This is a genomic window from Roseateles oligotrophus, assembly GCF_025717515.1.
Lineage (GTDB): Bacteria > Pseudomonadota > Gammaproteobacteria > Burkholderiales > Burkholderiaceae_C > Paucibacter_A > Paucibacter_A oligotrophus.
Genome location: NZ_JAJIRN010000006.1, coordinates 76,661 through 94,410 on the forward strand (window position 1 = coordinate 76,661; position 17,750 = coordinate 94,410).

Annotated in this window: 13 protein-coding genes; 6 read left to right on the plus strand and 7 right to left on the minus strand. The window is 64.3% G+C overall.

The features are described 5' to 3' along the window. The first annotated feature begins 120 nt into the window (after positions 1–120). The 3 genes from LNV07_RS13780 to LNV07_RS13790 all read left to right on the plus strand — a co-directional run bounded on the left by LNV07_RS13780 (position 121) and on the right by LNV07_RS13790 (position 3,760). Positions 121–1,614: a DNA-3-methyladenine glycosylase 2 family protein gene (locus LNV07_RS13780; protein ID WP_263571740.1), complete on the plus strand. Its 1,494-nt coding sequence runs from the start codon at positions 121–123 to the stop codon at positions 1,612–1,614. A gap of 194 nt (positions 1,615–1,808) precedes the next feature. After that, a complete protein-coding gene (locus tag LNV07_RS13785; protein ID WP_263571741.1) occupies positions 1,809–2,651 on the plus strand; it encodes a PEP-CTERM sorting domain-containing protein in 843 nt (280 codons plus the stop codon). A gap of 476 nt (positions 2,652–3,127) precedes the next feature. Continuing rightward, positions 3,128–3,760 carry a hypothetical protein gene (locus LNV07_RS13790; RefSeq protein ID WP_263571742.1) on the plus strand — a complete coding sequence of 211 codons (633 nt, stop codon included), beginning with the start codon at positions 3,128–3,130 and terminating at the stop codon, positions 3,758–3,760. Here LNV07_RS13790 and LNV07_RS13795 read toward each other — a convergent pair. From LNV07_RS13795 to LNV07_RS13825, 7 genes are all read right to left on the minus strand, one after another. Further along, a complete protein-coding gene (locus tag LNV07_RS13795) occupies positions 3,655–4,797 on the minus strand; it encodes an alpha/beta hydrolase family protein (RefSeq protein WP_263571743.1) in 1,143 nt (380 codons plus the stop codon). The two genes, LNV07_RS13790 and LNV07_RS13795, sit on opposite strands and share 106 nt — an antisense overlap. Positions 4,798–4,828: 31 nt before the next feature. Then, a complete protein-coding gene (locus LNV07_RS13800) occupies positions 4,829–7,918 on the minus strand; it encodes an efflux RND transporter permease subunit (protein WP_263571744.1) in 3,090 nt (1,029 codons plus the stop codon). Positions 7,919–7,930: 12 nt separating this feature from the next. Next, a complete protein-coding gene (locus tag LNV07_RS13805) occupies positions 7,931–9,082 on the minus strand; it encodes an efflux RND transporter periplasmic adaptor subunit (RefSeq protein WP_263571745.1) in 1,152 nt (383 codons plus the stop codon). A 20-nt stretch (positions 9,083–9,102) separates the two neighbouring features. Then, a complete protein-coding gene (locus tag LNV07_RS13810) occupies positions 9,103–10,554 on the minus strand; it encodes an efflux transporter outer membrane subunit (RefSeq protein ID WP_263571746.1) in 1,452 nt (483 codons plus the stop codon). An 11-nt stretch (positions 10,555–10,565) separates the two neighbouring features. Then, the gene (locus LNV07_RS13815; protein ID WP_263571747.1) at positions 10,566–11,201 is read right to left on the minus strand and encodes a CerR family C-terminal domain-containing protein; all 636 of its coding nucleotides are present in this window, start codon (positions 11,199–11,201) and stop codon (positions 10,566–10,568) included. A 138-nt stretch (positions 11,202–11,339) separates the two neighbouring features. After that, a complete protein-coding gene (locus LNV07_RS13820) occupies positions 11,340–12,629 on the minus strand; it encodes a mechanosensitive ion channel family protein (protein ID WP_263571748.1) in 1,290 nt (429 codons plus the stop codon). Between the two features lie 52 nt (positions 12,630–12,681). Continuing rightward, complete coding sequence (locus tag LNV07_RS13825; protein WP_263571749.1) at positions 12,682–13,617, minus strand: histone deacetylase family protein; 936 nt, start codon at positions 13,615–13,617, stop codon at positions 12,682–12,684. 98 nt (positions 13,618–13,715) lie between these two features. Between LNV07_RS13825 and LNV07_RS13830 the strand changes: the two genes are divergently transcribed. The 3 genes from LNV07_RS13830 to LNV07_RS13840 are packed head-to-tail and all read left to right on the plus strand — an operon-like array spanning position 13,716 to position 17,747. Further along, positions 13,716–14,666 carry an AAA family ATPase gene (locus tag LNV07_RS13830; protein WP_263571750.1) on the plus strand — a complete coding sequence of 317 codons (951 nt, stop codon included), beginning with the start codon at positions 13,716–13,718 and terminating at the stop codon, positions 14,664–14,666. A gap of 1 nt (position 14,667) precedes the next feature. Next, positions 14,668–15,681, plus strand: coding sequence for a DUF58 domain-containing protein (locus LNV07_RS13835; RefSeq protein ID WP_263571751.1), 1,014 nt, complete (start codon positions 14,668–14,670; stop codon positions 15,679–15,681). Further along, positions 15,681–17,747, plus strand: a complete 2,067-nt coding sequence (locus LNV07_RS13840) for a transglutaminase TgpA family protein (RefSeq protein ID WP_263571752.1) — start codon at positions 15,681–15,683, stop codon at positions 17,745–17,747. Before LNV07_RS13835 ends, LNV07_RS13840 begins: the two co-directional genes overlap by 1 nt. Positions 17,748–17,750: the final 3 nt, after the last annotated feature.

A 17,750-nucleotide genomic window follows, 5' to 3' on the forward strand; every position in this document is an offset into this window, starting at 1 on the left:
CAGCGCCGAGACTCGCGCTTTTCGGACCTCGGCATTTTTTGCCAACGGGGCGCACCGCCTCCAATGGCCAGGTCCGAAAACCGCTAGACAGCCGGAGCCGAAACTCGGAGGATCGCGGCCATGAATTTGGATCACGACAATTGCTACCGCGCCTTGGCCAGCCGCGACGCCCGCTTTGACGGGCGCTTCTTCATCGCCGTCAAAACCACCGGCATCTACTGCCGGCCGATCTGCCCGGCGCGCACGCCGAAGTCCGAGAACGTCGTCTTCATGCCGACCGCGGCGGCCGCACAGGAGTCCGGTTTTCGGCCCTGTTTGCGCTGCCGCCCCGAAGCAGCACCCGACTCGGGCGCCTGGCGCGGTGTGTCCAACAGCGGCTTCATTGGCTTTTCGCACACCGTCACGCGCGCGCTCGCCTTGATCGAGGCGGGCGAGCTGGACAGCGGCGATCTGGACAGCCTGTGCAGCAAGCTCGGAGTGGGCGAACGTCAACTGCGCCGGCTGTTCGCCGAACATGTCGGCGCGGCGCCCAATGTCGTCGCGCAAACCCGCCGCGTGCTGCTGGCCAAGCAGCTGATTCACGAGACCCGCCTGCCACTGACCGAGGTCGCGTTTGCGGCCGGCTTTGGCAGCGTCCGGCGCTTCAACGAGGTGTTTCAGCAGCTGTTCGCGCGCGCACCGAGCGCACTCAGGCATGGCTCGGCGCCCGATTGTTCGGCCGGCCCGCAAGGCGAGGTGAGCCTCTTGTTGCGCTACCGCCCGCCCTATGACTGGCCGGCGATGCTGGGCTTTTTGGCGGCCCGCGCCATCCCCGGCATGGAGACGGTGCAGGCCGAGACCTATACGCGCAGCATCAGCCTCAATGGCGTGCAGGGCAGCGTCGCCGTCAGCCATGCCGCACAAAACCAGGCGCTGCGGGTGCTGGTGCGTTTCCCCAACTTGGCCGCCCTGCCGGCCATCATTGCGCGCCTGCGCCGCATGTTCGATCTGGCGGCCGATCCGGCCGTGATCCAGGCCCAGTTATCGGCCGCCTGCCCCTTGATGGCCAAGCTCACACAGGCCCGGCCGGGCCTGCGTGTGCCGGGCAACTGGGACGGTTTCGAGTTGGCCATGCGGGCAGTGCTGGGCCAGCAGATCACCGTCGGCGCGGCGATCAAACTGGCCGGCAAGATGGTCGAACAATATGGTGAGCCGATGACCGACCTCACGGCAAATCAGCAAGGCCTGAGCCGGGTATTCCCCTCGCCCGAGCGTCTGGCCAACGCCGAGTTGGGAACGCTGGGCATGCCCAGAACAAGGGCCGCCACCTTGTCGGGCGTCGCCAGCGCATTGCTCGCCAACCCGCAACTCTTGACCGCCGGGCCCAGCCTCGACGAGGGTTTGGCAACATTGCTGGCCCTGCCCGGCATTGGCGACTGGACGGCGCAATACATCGCAATCCGCCAACTGCGCGAACCCGACGCCTTCCCCGCTGGCGATGTCGGCTTGATGCAAGCGATAGAGCGCCTCGAAGGCAGCCGCCCCAACGCCAAGCAGTTGAGCGAGCGGGCTCAGGCTTGGCGACCTTGGCGAGCCTATGCGGCCCAGCATCTGTGGCAGTCATTGACGGAGTGAGGCGCCGCCAATCCCTGGTTTACCCACCCCGCCTGACCGAGGGGTGGCGTACTGCTTAGGGAAACTTGGGCTGAATCGGCGGCCGGCCAATGGCAAGATCACGCCTACGCACTTTGCGCCCGCCCGCCGGAACCAAAGCACATGACAAGCGCAGCAAAACTTTGCGCAAACCCCAGAGAGCCGGAGACCTCAATATGAAACTTCAATCCAAGCGCAGCTTACTGACCGCGGCAATGGTGCTGGGCCTCGGCGTGGCCGCAGTTCAGTCGGCGCAGGCCTTGACGATTGTTCTGGACTTCGTACCCGGTGCCACGACCGACATCAATGGCGTCGGCACGCTGTCAGAGAGCTTTGCCAGCTGGGGCTTTACCGGCCTTGACTTGGCGGGCGTGCGCGCCGCCACGCTCACTGCGGTGAACAAGGACTATCTGCAGTACCCGACCTTCGGCAGCAATGCCTTGAGTCCCTTGCCCAATGGCAAAGAGTTGAACATCAACTTCAGCCTCAGCAATGGGCTGACCGGCCCCGGCAATGGCGACAGCGAGTGGTACTACATGGCGATCGGCGACGCCAACCCCAACCAAGGGTTCCTGGGCCAAGCCTGCCTGAGTTGCGTGCGCAATAGCAGTGGCGTGGCGAGTGTTGCCAACGGCAGCATCTTCGGCTCGACCCTGACCGACTCCATCTCCGGCCTGCTGGGCCTGGCAAGCAACGACACCCAGCGCATCAACCTGCTGGCCGGCACCGTCGCCCATGAAATCGGTCATAGCCTGACACTGTTGCACCCGACTTCCGCGCTGGCCAACCCAGGTGATTCGCTCTACTCGGTGATGGCCACCGGCGCCTCGCCGACCAGCATGCCCAACGCCGAGCGCGTGAAAGACCGCGCCTTCGCCTATTCCGAGTTCTCTTCCTTGATTCAATCGGTGGGCCTGCGCAACGTCAGCGCGGTGCCTGAGCCAAGCAGTTATTTGATGTTGGCCCTGGGCTTGGCAGTGCTGGCGCTGCGCAGCAGAAAAGCCGGCCAAGCCCGCTGAAAAAAGTCGGCACGCAAAGGAACAAGGGCCCGCTGAAGCGGGCCTTTTTTTCACTGGCGAGGCCTGTCGCAGCAGCGCTCAAAGGCAGCCTTTGATGCCGGGGCTGCCTCAGCGACCGGACCCAAAGGCCGAGCACGGCGCGCCCTGAACCGGTGAGCGCAGGCCCACCAGCCCTCGAAGCGAGGCGAACGCTCAAGGGGACGATCAGCACAAGATCAGCACAAGATCGGCATCGGCCAGGCATCGGCTCGGCATAACTCTTCGCTTTGTCCGCGAGCACGGCCTCGGGCGATCTGCGGCCTTGCATTTCTTGCCATGGCTGCGGGCATTGGCTGCAAAACGCGCCTCGCACCCCATCCCGACCTTCACTACACCCATTCGCCTTTTGGCTTACGCCGGCATCCCCAGGTGACTTCAAGCGAAGCGGTGGCCGTATCGAGCGCTATAGTCGGCCGCCACTGCCACAGATTCACCCCATGATTGAAACCACCAAACTGATCAAGCCCGAAGCCGACCCGGCGCCGAAATGGTTCCATATTGCCGTCGCCGCCAGCATGGTGCTGAGCACGGGCAGCGCGGTCTATAGCTCGATGCGTACCAGCGCCGCAATGCAGGCCCTGGTGAAAGAGAACTCTCGCCTCGTTCTGGCCAGCTCGACTCCGCTGCTGCAATTCATGAACAGCAATTTTGAAGGCGGCCAGGCTGCACTGAGTTTCTCGGTCACCAATGATGGCAACGGCCCGGCCCGCATCGTCTGGTTCGAGATGAAAGCCGATGGCAAGCCGATCAAGAGCCTGCGCGCCCAGGTTCGCGCGTCGAGCCCTGAAACCGCTAAATTGCCGCTCGAAATCATGACCTCGACGATTGCGCCGCGCTTGATTTCACCCGGCAGCAGCATCAAGATGTTTTCCTGGGCGCAGCCGGCCGCCAAGGATGCCGAGGCCTTGCAGCTATGGCATCAGTTTGACCGCCAAGGCCGCGCCAAGATCAGCATCGAAGCCTGCTACTGCTCGGTGCTGGACGCCTGCTGGATCTCCGATCTGGAGGGCAGCATCCCCAAGCCCGTGGACAGCTGCGAGCCCGCAGGGCGCACGACGCTGAACGGCTGAAGCCCTGCCCCCATTTGGGTCTGGTTGACGATCGCCTTATGGCGTTCGTTCCACTGCTGCAGCGGCTCGCTTTGCCCCTCGAAGACCTGGCTTAAAAAGGCCAAGGCGACTTCCTTGGTCGCCGTCTTGACGAGCGGGTTGAGCGTCACCCCGCCGGTGCCGGAACGGTCGGTGAACATGCTGTGCGAGCCGCCCTCGAACACCACCAAGGACTTGGCCGCCCCGCCGGTCGCATTGAACACGGCGATCCGGTCCCTCGCATCCGAGTGATAGCCGGGAATCACGATCACGTCTTCGGTAGACGTGATGTGCAAGGTCGGGATGGTGATCGGTTTAAGAATTTCAGCGGTGCGTTCGGTCTCGCCATAAAACGGTGGCGCCGAGATGATGATGGCCGCCTTGAAGCGTGGGTCGCGCAACTGGTCCATCACCACGCCACCTCGCTGCACCTGCGCACCGGACAACAACATCACCGTGTTGGCGCCATAGGAATGGCCGGCGGCAATCACCCGGGCCGGATCAATCTGAGCGCCATGGGGGCCAAGCAACAACTGGTCCAAGGCGAAGCGCACATCAGCAACCCGACTCAACGCCTCCGTCTCCTTGGCCGCGTCCTGCAAGCGCCCGACCAGACCAAAGGGGTTGCCGAACCAGAGCGCGCGGTCGCTGCCGACATGCTGCACATGCAGCGTCGCGTAGCCCTTGGCCGACCAGTAGGCGCCCAGATAGCTATAGCTGCGCCGCGAGCCGCCGATGCCGTGCGAGAAGACGATCAGCGGCACCGCAGCCACGCTTGGCGACGCATCCGCCGGCCAGTACAAACGCGCCGGCACCGCACGCTGGCGGGCGCCGTCTTGCCAGTCCATATCCTCGGTGCTGAAGCCTGGCGCCACATCGGAGCTGACCGTAATGTCCATCCCCGGCAAGGGGTCACCGCTCAGCGCCCCGGCCTCGGGTGTGCGGCAAGCGCTTAGCCCCAAGCTCAAGCTCAATGCCAAGGCGGCACGCAGCAAATTGGGCAAGAGCGGTTTCTTCATGCAATGGATCATGGTTGCTGGGCTCCGGAAATCAAGACTCAAGGGCTTCAACAGGCAGCGCCGCCTTGCGCTTGAACAGGCGAGCGATGCGTTGAATGCCGTCATCGACATAGCTGAACACGACCGGGATCACCAGCAAGCTCAAGAACGTCGAAGTGATCAGACCGCCAATCACGACGATCGCCATCGGCGCGCGAAAACTCGGGTCCACCCCCCAACCCATGGCGATCGGGAACATACCTGCGCCCATTGCGATCGTCGTCATCACGATGGGCCGGGCGCGCTTGTGGCAAGCGTCAAGGATGGCGGCCATGCGCGCCAAGCCATGGTCGCGGCGCGCGATCACCACATAGTCGACCAGCAGGATCGAATTCTTGGTGGCAATGCCCATCAGCATGATCAAGCCAATCATCGATGGCATCGACAACGCGGTGCCGGTGATGAAGAGCGCCAAAAACGCACCCGGAATCGACAGCACCAGCGCCGCCAGAATCGTCACCGGCTGGATGAAGTCCTTGAACAAAAGCACCAACACGACGTAGATGCACAGCACGCCGGTCAACATCGCCAGGCCAAAGCTGGCGAACAACTCACCCATGGCCTCGGCATCACCTACCGTGGTCTGAAGGATGCCGGGTGGCAGATTCTTCAATGATGGCAGGCCCAGCGCGGTCTTCTCGACCAGGCCCAGCGGCTGGCCGTTCAGCTCGATCTCGAAGTTGATATTGCGCAGCCGGTCATAACGATCTATTTGTGCAGGTCCACTGGCAATCTCAAGCGTGGCCACATTCGACAGCGCGGTGGTGCCGTGGCTGCCCGGCACCGGCAAGCTGGCCAGCAAGGCCAAATCGCTGCGGGCCTCGGCGCGCAGCTTGACGACGATAGGCACCTGGCGCTGGGCCAGATTCAGCTTGGCCAGCCCTTGGTCATAGTCACCGGCGGTGGCGATGCGCAAGGTGTCGGCGATCGCCGCCGCGCTGACGCCCAGGTCGGCGGCACGCGCAAAGTCGGGCCGCACGATCAGCTCCGGGCGCACCAGGCTGGAGGTCGAGGTGACCGCGCCGATACCATGAATGCCGCGCAACTCACGTTCGACCAATTGCGCATGTTCGGCCAGCGCGCGCCCGTCTTCACCGGCAAGCACGATCACATACTTTTCGCTGCTGCCTCCAAAACCGACCTTGACTCGGGCACCGGGCAAGACATCCAGCGCCTCCCGCAATTGCGCCTCCAGGTCTTGCTTGCTCAGCCCCTTGCGCTCGCCGCGCGGCGTCATATTCAGCGTCAAGGTCGCCTTGCGCACTTCCGCAGCGCCGCTGACCGCAAACGGGTCGCCGCCGGCATTGCCGCCGCCTATGGCCGTATAGATCAGCTTGACATGGGGGTTAGCTGCCACGATCCGGCGCGCCTGCTCGGCCAAGGCCTCGGTCTGCGTGAAGGTGCTGCCGGGTGGCAAGGTGATGGTCACCTGCGTTTGATTCAAATCGTCCGGCGGGATGAAGCCGGTTGGCAGCAACGGCACCAGGGCGAGCGAGCCGACGGTAAATGCCAAGGCCCCGGCCAAGCTCAGCAGCCTGTGCTGCAAACACCATTTGGCCCAGCCGGTGTAGACGGTCAACCAGCGCGGCTCGGTGTGGTCCTTCTTCGGGGCCTTCAGAATGTAGGCCGCCATCATCGGCGTCAACATGCGCGCCACCACCAGCGAAACGAACACCGCGATCGCCGCCGTCCAGCCGAATTGCACAAAGAACTTGCCGGGAATGCCACCCATGAAGGCGGTCGGCAAAAACACCGCGATCAAGGTGAAGGTGGTCGCGATGACGGCCATGCCGATCTCGTCGGCCGCCTCCATCGCCGCTTGATACGGGGTCTTGCCCATGGCCAGATGGCGCATGATGTTTTCGATCTCGACGATGGCGTCGTCGACCAGGATACCGACCACCAGCGACAAAGACAGCAGCGTCACCGTGTTAACCGTGAAACCGAGCAGATACATCACACCAAACGCCGGAATCACCGACAAGGGCAAGGCGGTGGCCGCCACCAGCGTAGCGCGCCAATCGCGCAAGAAGAACCACACCACGATGATGGCCAAGAGCGCACCCTCGTAAAGCAGCACCATCGAGCCGTCGAAATTCTCCTCCACCGGGTCGACAAAGTTGTAAGCCTCGGCAAATTCGATCTCGGGATGGGCGGCGCGCAGCTCGGCCAGCGCCACTCGAACGCCGGCGGCCACGTCCACCTCACCGGCGCCGCGCGTGCGCGTGATCTCGAAACCGACCACCGGCTTGCCGTTCAAAAGCGCGGCCGAGCGCTGTTCGGCCACCGTGTCGCTGACCAGCGCCACCTGATCCAGGCGGATACGGCGGCCGTCCGACAAGGCGATGTCCATGGCGGCCAACTCTTGCGCGCTCTGCACCGTCGCCAGCGTGCGCACCGATTGTTCGGCGCCGCCGATATCGGCGCGCCCGCCCGAGGCCTCTTGCTGGATCTGGCGCAGTTGCCTCGACACATCGGCGGCGGTGGCATTCAGCGCCAACAACTTGGCCGGGTCCAGCTCGACCCGCACCTCGCGGCTGGCGCCCCCGACCCGCGCCACCGCGCCAACCCCGCGCACCGCCAGGATGCGCTTGGCGACCTGGTTATCCACAAACCAGGACAAGGCTTCGGTGTCCATTCTTGGCGAGGCCACCGTATAGGTCAGGATGGGCATGCCCGACAACTCCATCTTGGAGATCACCGGGTCGCGCATATCGGCCGGCAAGTCGGAGCGCACCCGCGAGACCGCGTCGCGCACATCGTCAACCGCCTGCTGCGTGCCCTTCTCCAGCCGGAACTCCACCGTCACGATGGCCATACCGTCTTGCACCGTGGTGTAGATATGTTTGACGTCTTGCAAGGTCGCGAATTGATTCTCCAGCTTGCGCGCAACCTGCGACTCCAGCTGGGCCGGCGAGGCGCCGGCCAAGGCCGCCGTCACGGTGACCGTGGGCAGGTCGATGTCCGGGAAGTTCTGGACCTTCATCGCCTTGAAGCCCAGCAGACCGCCGAGCGTGAGCATGATGAAGAGCAAGATCGCCGGAATCGGGTTGCGGATCGAGGCGGAGGAAACGTTCAGCATCTCGGGCTCCGCTTATTTGACGGGTTTGGCTGGCTTGACCGCCGGGGCTGCCGGGGCTGCATCCACCACCCGCACCAGATCGCCATCGCTCAAGAAACCGACTCCGCTGGCAACAACGCGGGCGCCCGACTCCAGGCCGCCCGTCAGCTCGACGCGCTCACCGTTGCGGCGGCCGACCGTGACCTTGCGCTGTTGCACGCGGCCGTCCGCACCGACCTGAAAGACATAGGCAAAGCCGTCGCGCAGCTGCAGCGCCGTTTGCGGCAGGCTGATGGCGCTGCTGCTGCCGAGCTTGAATTCTCCGCGCGCAAAACTGCCCGCCCTGAAAGCGGATCCAGCCGCCGTGGCCGGCAGGTCGACATAGGCCAGCCCCATGCGGGTTTGCGCGTCCACGCTGGGCGAAGTGATGCGCAAGCGGCCGGCGATGGCTTGATCATCCAGACCGACTACCGCCACCGGCATGCCGGGGCGCAGACGCATCAGTTCGGCGGCCGGCACCTCCGCGCGCCACTCCAGGCGGTTTTTGCGAATCAAGCGAAACAGCTCCTGCCCCGGCTGCACCACCCCACCGACCGCCGCGATGCGGGCCGAGATGACGCCGTCATCCGGCGCCGTGATGCGCGTTTGCGCCAGCCTCAACTCGTCGGTCTTGACTCTTGCGGCCGCAGCCTCGTAGCGGGCATCAGCGGTCAACTCAAGGGTCAGGTATTGCTGCAAAGCTTGGCCGCTCAAGGCATCGCTGCCGCTGCTCTTCAGCTCGCGGGCGCGGTCGGCGTCGAGCTTGGCGGCGCTCACATTGGCACGCGCCTCGCTCGCGGCCGCGCGTGCCTGCGCCAACTCGGCCTGCACGGTGTCGGCGCTCAATCGAGCCAACAACTGGCCGCGCTTGACGCTGTCGCCGACATTGACCTCGACCTCGGCCAGGCGCAGGCCACCGATTTCACTGCCAATCACAACCTCTTGCCAGGCTGCCACGCTGCCATTGGCGGCCAGCGTCTGCGCCCAATCGCTCTTCTCGGCAATCACCAAGTTGACCGTCAAGGCCGGGCGCGCCTTGGCCGCGATGCCAGGCTCGGCGGCCCGCAGCGGACTTTGCAGCGCCGCAGCAATCAGCATGGCGGTCAGACCCGGAGAGAATTTTTGCTTGCGAATATTGATTGTCATAACGCTCTGCTGAGATGGGTTCAAAGGGTCGATTCGGACTCAGGGCTTGCGAACTTGGCAGGCTTTTTCCAGCCGCCTCCGCTGGCCTTGTAGAGCGAGAACCATGCGGCCAATCGCGCCGCTTGAACCTGCACCAAGGCCGACTGGGCGTTCAAGGTCAGGCGATGCGCCTGCTCCAGCTCGGCCGCACTGGCAAAACCGGCGCGCCAGCTACCGGCAGTGGCCAAGGCCGAACGTTGATAGCCGTCCGCGCCGCTTTGCGCATATCGCTCACGTTGCTGAGCCGAGTCCAGCCGCACCAAAGCCTCCTCGACCTCGCGTACCGCCTGCAAAACAGCGGCCCGATAACCGGCCAAGGCCTCATCAAAGCGCGCCTGTGCGCCATCCGCCTGCGCGCGCCGCGCACCGGCATCGAAAATCGGCAAGCTCAGCGAAGGCCCAAAGCTCCAGCCGTTGCCATCGGTCCGTCCGCCACCACTGACCTGCAGCGCCGACAACGAAATCGAGCCACCGAGCTGCAGTTGCGGATAACGCCCGGCTTCTGCGGCCCCGCGTTCGGACCAGGCCGCCATCACTTGCCGCTGCAGCGACGCCAGGTCGGGGCGCTGCGTCAATATGTCGGCCGGCACAAACTCGACCTTGAGCCCCTGAGTACCCGGCAGGCGAGCAAATGAAGGGGCGAGTTGCGCCCGCAGCGCCGCCTCGGTTTGCCCGCTCAGGCTGACCAAGCCCTTGATCACCAGTTCACAGTCGGCGCGCTGGCTCAAGAGGCGGTTTTGGGCCTCGGCGGCGGCGGCCTGCAAGAGCGCAGCATTGCCGGCAGACTCCAAACCAACCTTGAGTTTGTCGGCCGACCACTGGCTCAGCCGCACCATCGCCTGGCTGTCCGCTTCGCTGATTTGCAGCAGCCGTTCGCAAGCACGCAGGCCGACATAACTCTGCGCCACCTCGGCGGCCAAGCTGACCCGCGCGGCATGCCAATCCAACTCGCTGGCTTGAGCACGCGCTTCGGCCGCCTCCCCTTGCTGGCGCACGCGGGCGAAGAGATCAATCTCCCAGGCCGCGTCCAAACCGACGCTGCTCATGGTCTGCGTCGGCACACCGCTGATCAAAGGCAGGCGCTGGCCCTGTGTCGATGCGCTCAGATTGACGCCCGGCCATTGCGCGGCACCGGCCTGCGCGGCCTGAGCGCGCGCCTGTCTGATACGCGCCAGCGCTTGTTGCAGGCTGGGGCTTGCGGCCTGGGTTTGCGCGATCAACTGACCCAAGATGGGGTCATCAAACTGCGACCACCAGTCCTGCAGCGACGCGGCCTGCCCGCCATGCGGGAGCGGCGCCACCCAAGCAGCAGGCGTTTTCTCGGCCCGTTCGATGGCGGATTTGGGGGGCGGATCGACGGCGCAAGCGCTCAGACCCAAGACGATGGCGGCCGCCAGCAATGGCGGGCGCAAGCCTGGTTTCAAAAAAGGCATGGCTTTCATCTTCAGCGGCTCTTTCGCAGAAGCCCTTCGGCCTCAATCAGGGCCCGGCCAAAAGTGACCAGGCGGTTCAGGGTGCGCTCATACGCGCCCGGGCCACGCACGACCCCGGGCAACAAGCCTTCCATATCGTCGGCCGACAGCCAATAGTCATGGGCCAAGGCGACCAGGGCAAAGGCAAGTTGATGCAATTCCGGATCGACGGCGGACGCACCGCAGCGCTGCGCCAACATGTCAACCAGGGCGAAATGCTGGGGCGCAATATGCTCGGCGCAAATGTCGGCCCAGATCGGGCTGGGGGCGATCATCTCGCGGCAGAAGATCCGCGTGCTCTCGCTCAAACCGGAATCGGCGTCGTACAGAGGGCGCAAAAACGCGCCGTAAAAGCTCTGCAACCATTGCTGCAGCGGCAGCGACGCATCCGCGTCAGGCATGCCGGCCATCACGTCCTTGATGGGCTGCACCAGGACCTCACGGTAGAGGCCTTGCTTGTCACCGAAGTAATAGGCAATCAGGCCGATATTGGCCTCGGCCGCCGAGGCAATTTCCCGCGTGCTGGCCTTGTCGAAGCCCTTGGCGGCAAAGATGCGCCGGGCCTCTCGCAACAGACGAGCCCGGCGTCCGCTGAGTTCTTCTGGCATGGGCGGTGTTTTTGGCATGCCTCATGGTACTCAAACTTAATCAATCGATTGATTAAATTATTCAATCACCGCGGCAAGCCCTTTAGCGTGACTTTCGGCACAGCCATAGCCACTGGCAAGGCCATTCACAGGGCTGGTTTACTCAGTAGGTAAGCCCGAAGGCAGCACCTGGTGATGCATAACCCGCTGCGGGAACGGGATTTCGACACCCAATTCATTCAGCTTTCTGAGCAGGCTGAGATTGACTTCGGAGCGCACCCCGCCCTGTCCATTCTCGGGATCGGAGATCCAAAAGCTCACCGTCAGCTCCAAGCCGTCGGCGGCAAACTGGGTCAACAACACCGAGGGGCCGGGTTCCTTCAGCACGCGCGGGATATGCCGCACCGCATCACTCAATTGCGGCAAGAGCAGGTCCAGATCGGTGCCGTAGGCAACTTGCACCACGGTACTGATCAAGACGGTGGGGTCGGCCAGCGAAGAGTTCTCGACCCGCTGCGTGATCAGCAATTCATTCGGCACGATGGACTCGCGCCCGTTCAAGGCCCGGATCACCGTGAAACGGGTCTTGATGTCGGTGATGCGCCCTTCGAAGTTATCGACCTTGACCATATCGCCGATGCGCAGCGAGCGCTCGGCCAGAATGACAAAGCCCGACACATAGTTGGAGGCCAGCTTTTGCATGCCCAAGCCAATGCCGACACCGACCGCGCCGCCCATCACGCCCAGCGCCGTCAAGTCCATACCGGCCGCCGACAGCGAAAACAAAATCGCACCGAGCAAAAGCAAGGCCCGGCTGACATTGGCGGCGATCTTGCGCAGCGACAAATCGCCCACCGAGCGGCGCAGCAGCCGCGCCTCGATCACCGATGACAGCCAAAGCGCCAGCACGACCGCGATCATGGCCGTCATCGAGGCCTCAAGCAGATTGGTGACCGATATCCTGGTGGCGCCGAGTTTGAAGGTGATGTCGTTCAACTCATCACGCAGCCAGGGCAGCACGCCAATCACCCACAAGATCGAGCCGACCCAGGCGGCCCAGGACACCGACTGCTCCACCAACTCGATCAACGCCGATTTCGGCAACGCGGTTCTGAGCACTTGCACCGTCAGGCGGATGATCAACAAGGACACCAAGACCGGCACCGCCAGCTTGAATACCGCGTGGGAAATGCCCAGCATCGGCAGCACCGCCTTGGCCGAAAAAGCCAGCAGCAAGGCCAAGATCGGGAACAGCACACCGTCAAAAATGCGCTGACCAAAAAACACCGATTGTTGTTGGTGATGGATACGCCGCTGCAAGAGGCTAACGGCAACCCAGGACAGGCCCAGACAGGCCGTCAAGATCGCCAGGCCGACCAGGGAATTCGTGCTTAAAAGGGCCTCGCCCAACTCGCGCAACTCGGCGAAATCAATTGCTTTACTTGTCATTGTTCAGGATCAGATCTATTTGACAGGCGCGCAGCCTTGGCGCCGAGGCCGGTCAGATTCCGGCCAGCACGCGCAAATGCACACCCACGCTGCGGGCCAGGGCGTCGAGGTTATAGCCGCCTTCCAGGCAAGAGACGATGCGACCCTGAGAATGCTTGTCAGCGACGCTCTTGATGCGCTGCGTCATCCATTCATAGTCCGACTCCACCAGGCCCAACTGCCCCAGATCGTCCTCGCGGTGGGCATCAAAGCCGGCCGAGATAAAGATCATCTCGGGTTTGAACGCCTCCAGCGCCGGCATCCACATCGACTCGATCAATGCGCGGATTTCGGCCCCTTTGGTATAGGCCGGCACCGGCACATTGATCATGTTTTCACCCTTGGGCACGGCGCCGTTATAGGGATAGAGCGGGTGCTGAAAAATGCTGACCATCAAGACGCGCTCGTCGCCGGCAATGATGTCCTCGGTGCCGTTGCCATGGTGGACATCAAAGTCAACGATCGCCACCCGCTGCAGGCCGCGCACATCCAGCGCGTAACGGGCCGCCACGGCCACATTATTGAAGAAGCAAAAACCCATGCTTTGGTCACGGGTGGCGTGATGGCCAGGCGGGCGCACCGCGCAAAACGCGTTCTCACAGCCGCCGTTCAAGACCATCTCGGTCGCCTGCACCGCCGCACCCGCCGCGCGCAGCGCAGCCGACCAGGTGTTGGGGCAGGCGACGGTATCGGGGTCCACCGCACGCGACTCGCCGCTGGCCTCACAGGCCTTGAGGATGTCGGAGATTTCGGCCACATAACCATGGGTATGGGCGCGCTCCACATCGGCGAGATCAACCTTTTGGGCCTCCACCCGGGTCAAGGCAAGGTCGATACCGGTGGCCAAAAGCCAGTCATCAATCGCCGTCAAGCGCTGCGGGCATTCGGGGTGACCGGCGCCCATATCGTGCCGGCGGCAGTCGGGGTGGCTGAAATAAGCAGTGGACATGGTTCTATTGTTTCTGAGGACTGTGATCTCATTCAGTTGGCGCCAGAGCTACTTGCTTCGTTTGATCAACGCGACTCACAAACTCATAAGATTGCCCGATGACGACATCTTCAACCCAGCATATTTCGGCTCAGCTGATGGCTCTGCAACAACAGGTTAGCACGATCATCAAGGGCAAACGGAGCCAGATCGCCGACTGCGTGGCCTGCTTGATCGCCGGCGGCCATTTGCTGATCGAGGACCTGCCCGGTGTCGGCAAGACCACGCTGGCCCATGCCCTCGCCATCTCGATGGGGCTGAAATTCTCGCGCCTGCAGTTCACCTCGGATCTGATGCCGTCCGACCTGCTCGGCGTCAGCATTTATGAGCGCGACTCCGTGCACGACAAGGCCGACTTCGTGTTCCACCCCGGCCCGGTGTTCGCGCAGGTCTTGCTGGCCGATGAGATCAACCGGGCCGGGCCGAAGTCGCAGAGCGCGCTGCTGGAGGCGATGGAAGAAAACCAGGTCAGCGTCGACGGCATCAGCCATGCGCTGCCGCAGCCATTTTTCGTCATCGCGACACAAAACCCGAGCGAGCAACTCGGCACCTACCCGCTGCCCGAGTCGCAACTGGACCGTTTTTTGATGTGCATCTCGCTGGGCTACCCCGACCGCGCCAGCGAGCGCGAATTGCTGATGGGCCAAGACAGCCGGATCGCCCTGCGCGGCTTGCAGCCGGTGATGAATGCCGAGGACTTGCTGGCGGCGCAAGCGGCGGTGCGCGGCATTCATGCCTCCGCTGCGCTGCTGGATTACCTGCAGGCCTTGATCGAGGCAAGCCGCTCGGGCCAATGGTTCGCTGAAGGCCTGAGCCCACGCGCGGGTTTGGGCGTCTTGCGCGCCGCCCGTGCCCGCGCCCTGCTCGACGGCCGTGACTTTGTTTCGCCCGATGATGTGCAGGCGATTTTGCCGCAGACGATTGCACATCGATTGAGGCCCAAGGCCGGCAGCGGCCGCGGCCCGCGCGAGCAGGTGCGGGCGATGATTGAAGCGATCAATCTGCCTTGAAATGAAACTCGGCTTGAAGCAGTCCTGGCAGCGCTGGTGGTCGGCGCGCCACCCCTTGAGCGACAGCCATCTGATGGGGCAACGCAATATCTATATTTTGCCGAGCCGGCCTGGCCTGGCGTTTTGCGCCACCTTGGCCCTGCTGCTGCTGGCCTCGATCAATGATCAGCTCAGCCTGGGCTATCTGCTGACGTTTTTGCTGACCGGCGCCGGCCTGGCTTCGATGCACAACACCCACGCCAATCTGCGCGGTCTGAGCCTGGATCTGAAGCCTCCCGCCGCCGTTTTCGCCGGCGACGATGTGCAGCTGGAACTGCGTCTGCACAATGACGGGGCCGCGCGCTTCGGTATTGGCGTGCATGTGCAAGGCGCAGCACGCAGCGAAATTGCCTGGACCGATGTGCCGGCCTTGGGCCACGCGCTGCTGACGGTGCGTTTTCCCAGCGGGGCTTGTGGCCGGCGGACCCTGCCGGCGCTGCAGATCGTGACCCGTTTCCCGCTCGGACTGTTCCGGTCTTGGAGCGTTTGGCGGCCGGCGGCGCAGGTCTGGATCTATCCCAAAGCCGAGCAGCCCACACCACCCTTCCCGGCTCAACAGGCCCAGGCGCAAGGCAGCGGCAACTCGAGCAAGCAATTGCAACGCGGCCAAGACTTCGAGGGCGTGCGGGGCTACCGGCGTGGCGACTCGATGCGCCAGGTCTTGTGGAAAAAGGCCGCCTTGAGCCTGGAGCAGGGGAGCTCGCAGTTATGGGTGCGCGATACCCATGCACCGGTCGCGCAAACGCTGTGGCTGGACTGGCGTGATGCCGCGCCCCTGGCCGAGCCGGCCAGGGCTTCGCGCCTATGCGCCTGGCTGCTGGCGGCGGAGCGCCTGCAAGCGCCTTACGGCCTGCGACTGCCCAGCGGTGAATGGCCGCCCGACCTGGGCGACGCTCATGCTCAGCAATGCCTGGAACACCTGACAATGCTGGCCTGCCAGGACGCTCGGCCCCGCCAAGCCGAGGCGCGCAAATAATGGGCCGCAGCCTGAGTCGCGATGGCCGCGACACCCTCTTTTTGCTGACCACGATTGCCGCCGTGGTGCTGCCCCACGCCGGCCATCTGCCAGCTTGGGCCAGCGCCATCACCGCCTTGATCTTGGCTTGGCGCGCGCTGTTGGCCTGGCGCGGCGAGCCGCTACCGGGCCGCTGGGTCTTGGTGACGGTGCTGGTATTGACCGCCGCCCTGACCTGGTTGACCCACCGCACGCTGATCGGTCGCGAGGCCGGTATCACCATGCTGGTGATGCTGATGGCGCTGAAGACGCTGGAGTTGCGCGCGCGCCGCGACGCCTTTGTGGTGTTCTTTCTCGGCTTCTTCCTGGTGCTGACGCATTTCCTCTATTCGCAGTCGATATTGACCGCCGCCTGGACGCTTTTGAGCGTCTGGGCCTTGCTCAGCGCGCTGGTGCTGGCGCAGATGCCGGTGGGCCAGCCTAGCCTGCGCCTGGCCGCAAAGCTGGCGGCACGCACGACCTTGTACGGCCTGCCGGTGATGCTGTTTTTGTTCCTGCTGTTCCCCCGCATTGGGCCGCTCTGGGGCATCCCGGCCGACTCGGTCGGGCGCACCGGCCTGTCGGACCGGCTCGACTTTGGCGCGATGTCCGAGATCGCCAATGACGACAGCGTGGCGCTGCGCCTGCGTTTTTCAGGCCCGCCGCCGCCGCCCGCCGCGCGCTATTTCCGTGGCCCGGTTTTGGGGCATTTCGACGGTCGAAGCTGGCAGTCGGCCGGCTTGAACTGGCCCGGCAACACCGACGCGCTGCAGGTCGGTGGCAAGCCGCTGGACTACGAAATCACCGTGGAGCCGCTGCGCAGCAAGGTGCTCCCACTGTTGGAGATGAGCGCCGAGCCGGCCGGCACCGAGCGGCCACTCGACGCCTTGACGATCAAGCGCGCGCCCGAATTGGAATGGCTGGCCGGCAGGCCCATCACCGAGCGGCTGCGCCTGAACGCCAAGGTCTATCCCGAATTCAGCCATGGTCCGCTGACGCCCAGCTTGGCCTTGCAGAACTATCTGGAGCTGCCGCCGGGCCTCAATCCGCGCACCCTGCAATGGGCGGCCAAGCTCAGGCGCGAGGCACGCTTCGCCGCGCTTGAGCCGCAAGCGCTGAACCCGGCCTTGGCGGCGGCCGTGCTCGGCCATATCGCCAGCGCCGACTTCATCTACACCCTCGCGCCGGGTCGTTACGGCGAGGTCACGCCGCATCTGATCGATGAGTTCTGGTTCGACCGGCGGCTGGGTTTTTGCGAGCATTTCGCGGCCGGCTTTGTGGTCGTGATGCGGGCGATGGGCGTGCCGGCCCGCGTCGTGACCGGCTTTCAGGGCATGGACGCCGAGCCGCAAGACGGCTTCTGGATCGTGCGCAACAGCAATGCCCATGCCTGGGCCGAGTACTGGGCGCCCGGGCGCGGCTGGCTGCGCGCCGACCCGACGGCGGCCATCGCACCGGATCGGATTCAGCTGGGCTTGGCCTTGCGCCCGCCACAAGGTGCGTTTGCGGGCGCTTTTGAAGGCGCCTTCGGCCAGCTCAGCCCGAACTTGTGGCTGTCGATGCGGCGCGGCTGGGAGGCGGTCGAGAATCGTTGGCAGCAAAGCGTCTTGAACTATTCGCGCCAAAGCCAGTTCGATCTGCTCAAAGGCGCCGGTTTTGCGTCACCCGACTGGGAGTTGCTGGGCCAGGTCAGCGCCGCCCTGATTGGCTTGATTGCGGTGGCCGGCGGGGCTTGGTCGCAATGGAGCGCCCGCCCGCATGACGCCTGGAGCCGCCAGCGCGCCCGCATTCTGCGCGAGCTGCACCGACAAGGCCTGCAGGACGCGGCCGCGCATCAAGGGCCGCGCCACTGGGCCGAGTTGCTGCGCGCCAAACATGGCGAGGCCGCCGAGCCGGCAGCGCGGCTGTTGCAGGCCCTCGAAGTGGCGCGTTATGGGCGGCCAAACCTGGCCGGCGAGTCGAAACCTCGCTGGGCCGCCTGGGGCCGCCGGCAATGGCTGCGCGAATTCCGCGCCGCAGGTCGTATGCTGCGGGGCAAGATTCGCTAATTC

Excerpts from the sequence above, each read along its gene's own strand:
- LNV07_RS13780 (WP_263571740.1), top strand. The coding sequence starts at position 121 with ATGAATTTGGATCACGACAATTGCTACCGCGCCTTGGCCAGCCGCGAC.
- LNV07_RS13785 (WP_263571741.1), top strand. The coding sequence starts at position 1,809 with ATGAAACTTCAATCCAAGCGCAGCTTACTGACCGCGGCAATGGTGCTG.
- LNV07_RS13790 (WP_263571742.1), top strand. The coding sequence starts at position 3,128 with ATGATTGAAACCACCAAACTGATCAAGCCCGAAGCCGACCCGGCGCCG.
- LNV07_RS13795 (WP_263571743.1), bottom strand. The coding sequence starts at position 4,797 with ATGAAGAAACCGCTCTTGCCCAATTTGCTGCGTGCCGCCTTGGCATTG.
- LNV07_RS13800 (WP_263571744.1), bottom strand. The coding sequence starts at position 7,918 with ATGCTGAACGTTTCCTCCGCCTCGATCCGCAACCCGATTCCGGCGATC.
- LNV07_RS13805 (WP_263571745.1), bottom strand. The coding sequence starts at position 9,082 with ATGACAATCAATATTCGCAAGCAAAAATTCTCTCCGGGTCTGACCGCC.
- LNV07_RS13810 (WP_263571746.1), bottom strand. The coding sequence starts at position 10,554 with ATGCCTTTTTTGAAACCAGGCTTGCGCCCGCCATTGCTGGCGGCCGCC.
- LNV07_RS13815 (WP_263571747.1), bottom strand. The coding sequence starts at position 11,201 with ATGCCAGAAGAACTCAGCGGACGCCGGGCTCGTCTGTTGCGAGAGGCC.
- LNV07_RS13820 (WP_263571748.1), bottom strand. The coding sequence starts at position 12,629 with ATGACAAGTAAAGCAATTGATTTCGCCGAGTTGCGCGAGTTGGGCGAG.
- LNV07_RS13825 (WP_263571749.1), bottom strand. The coding sequence starts at position 13,617 with ATGTCCACTGCTTATTTCAGCCACCCCGACTGCCGCCGGCACGATATG.
- LNV07_RS13830 (WP_263571750.1), top strand. The coding sequence starts at position 13,716 with ATGACGACATCTTCAACCCAGCATATTTCGGCTCAGCTGATGGCTCTG.
- LNV07_RS13835 (WP_263571751.1), top strand. The coding sequence starts at position 14,668 with ATGAAACTCGGCTTGAAGCAGTCCTGGCAGCGCTGGTGGTCGGCGCGC.
- LNV07_RS13840 (WP_263571752.1), top strand. The coding sequence starts at position 15,681 with ATGGGCCGCAGCCTGAGTCGCGATGGCCGCGACACCCTCTTTTTGCTG.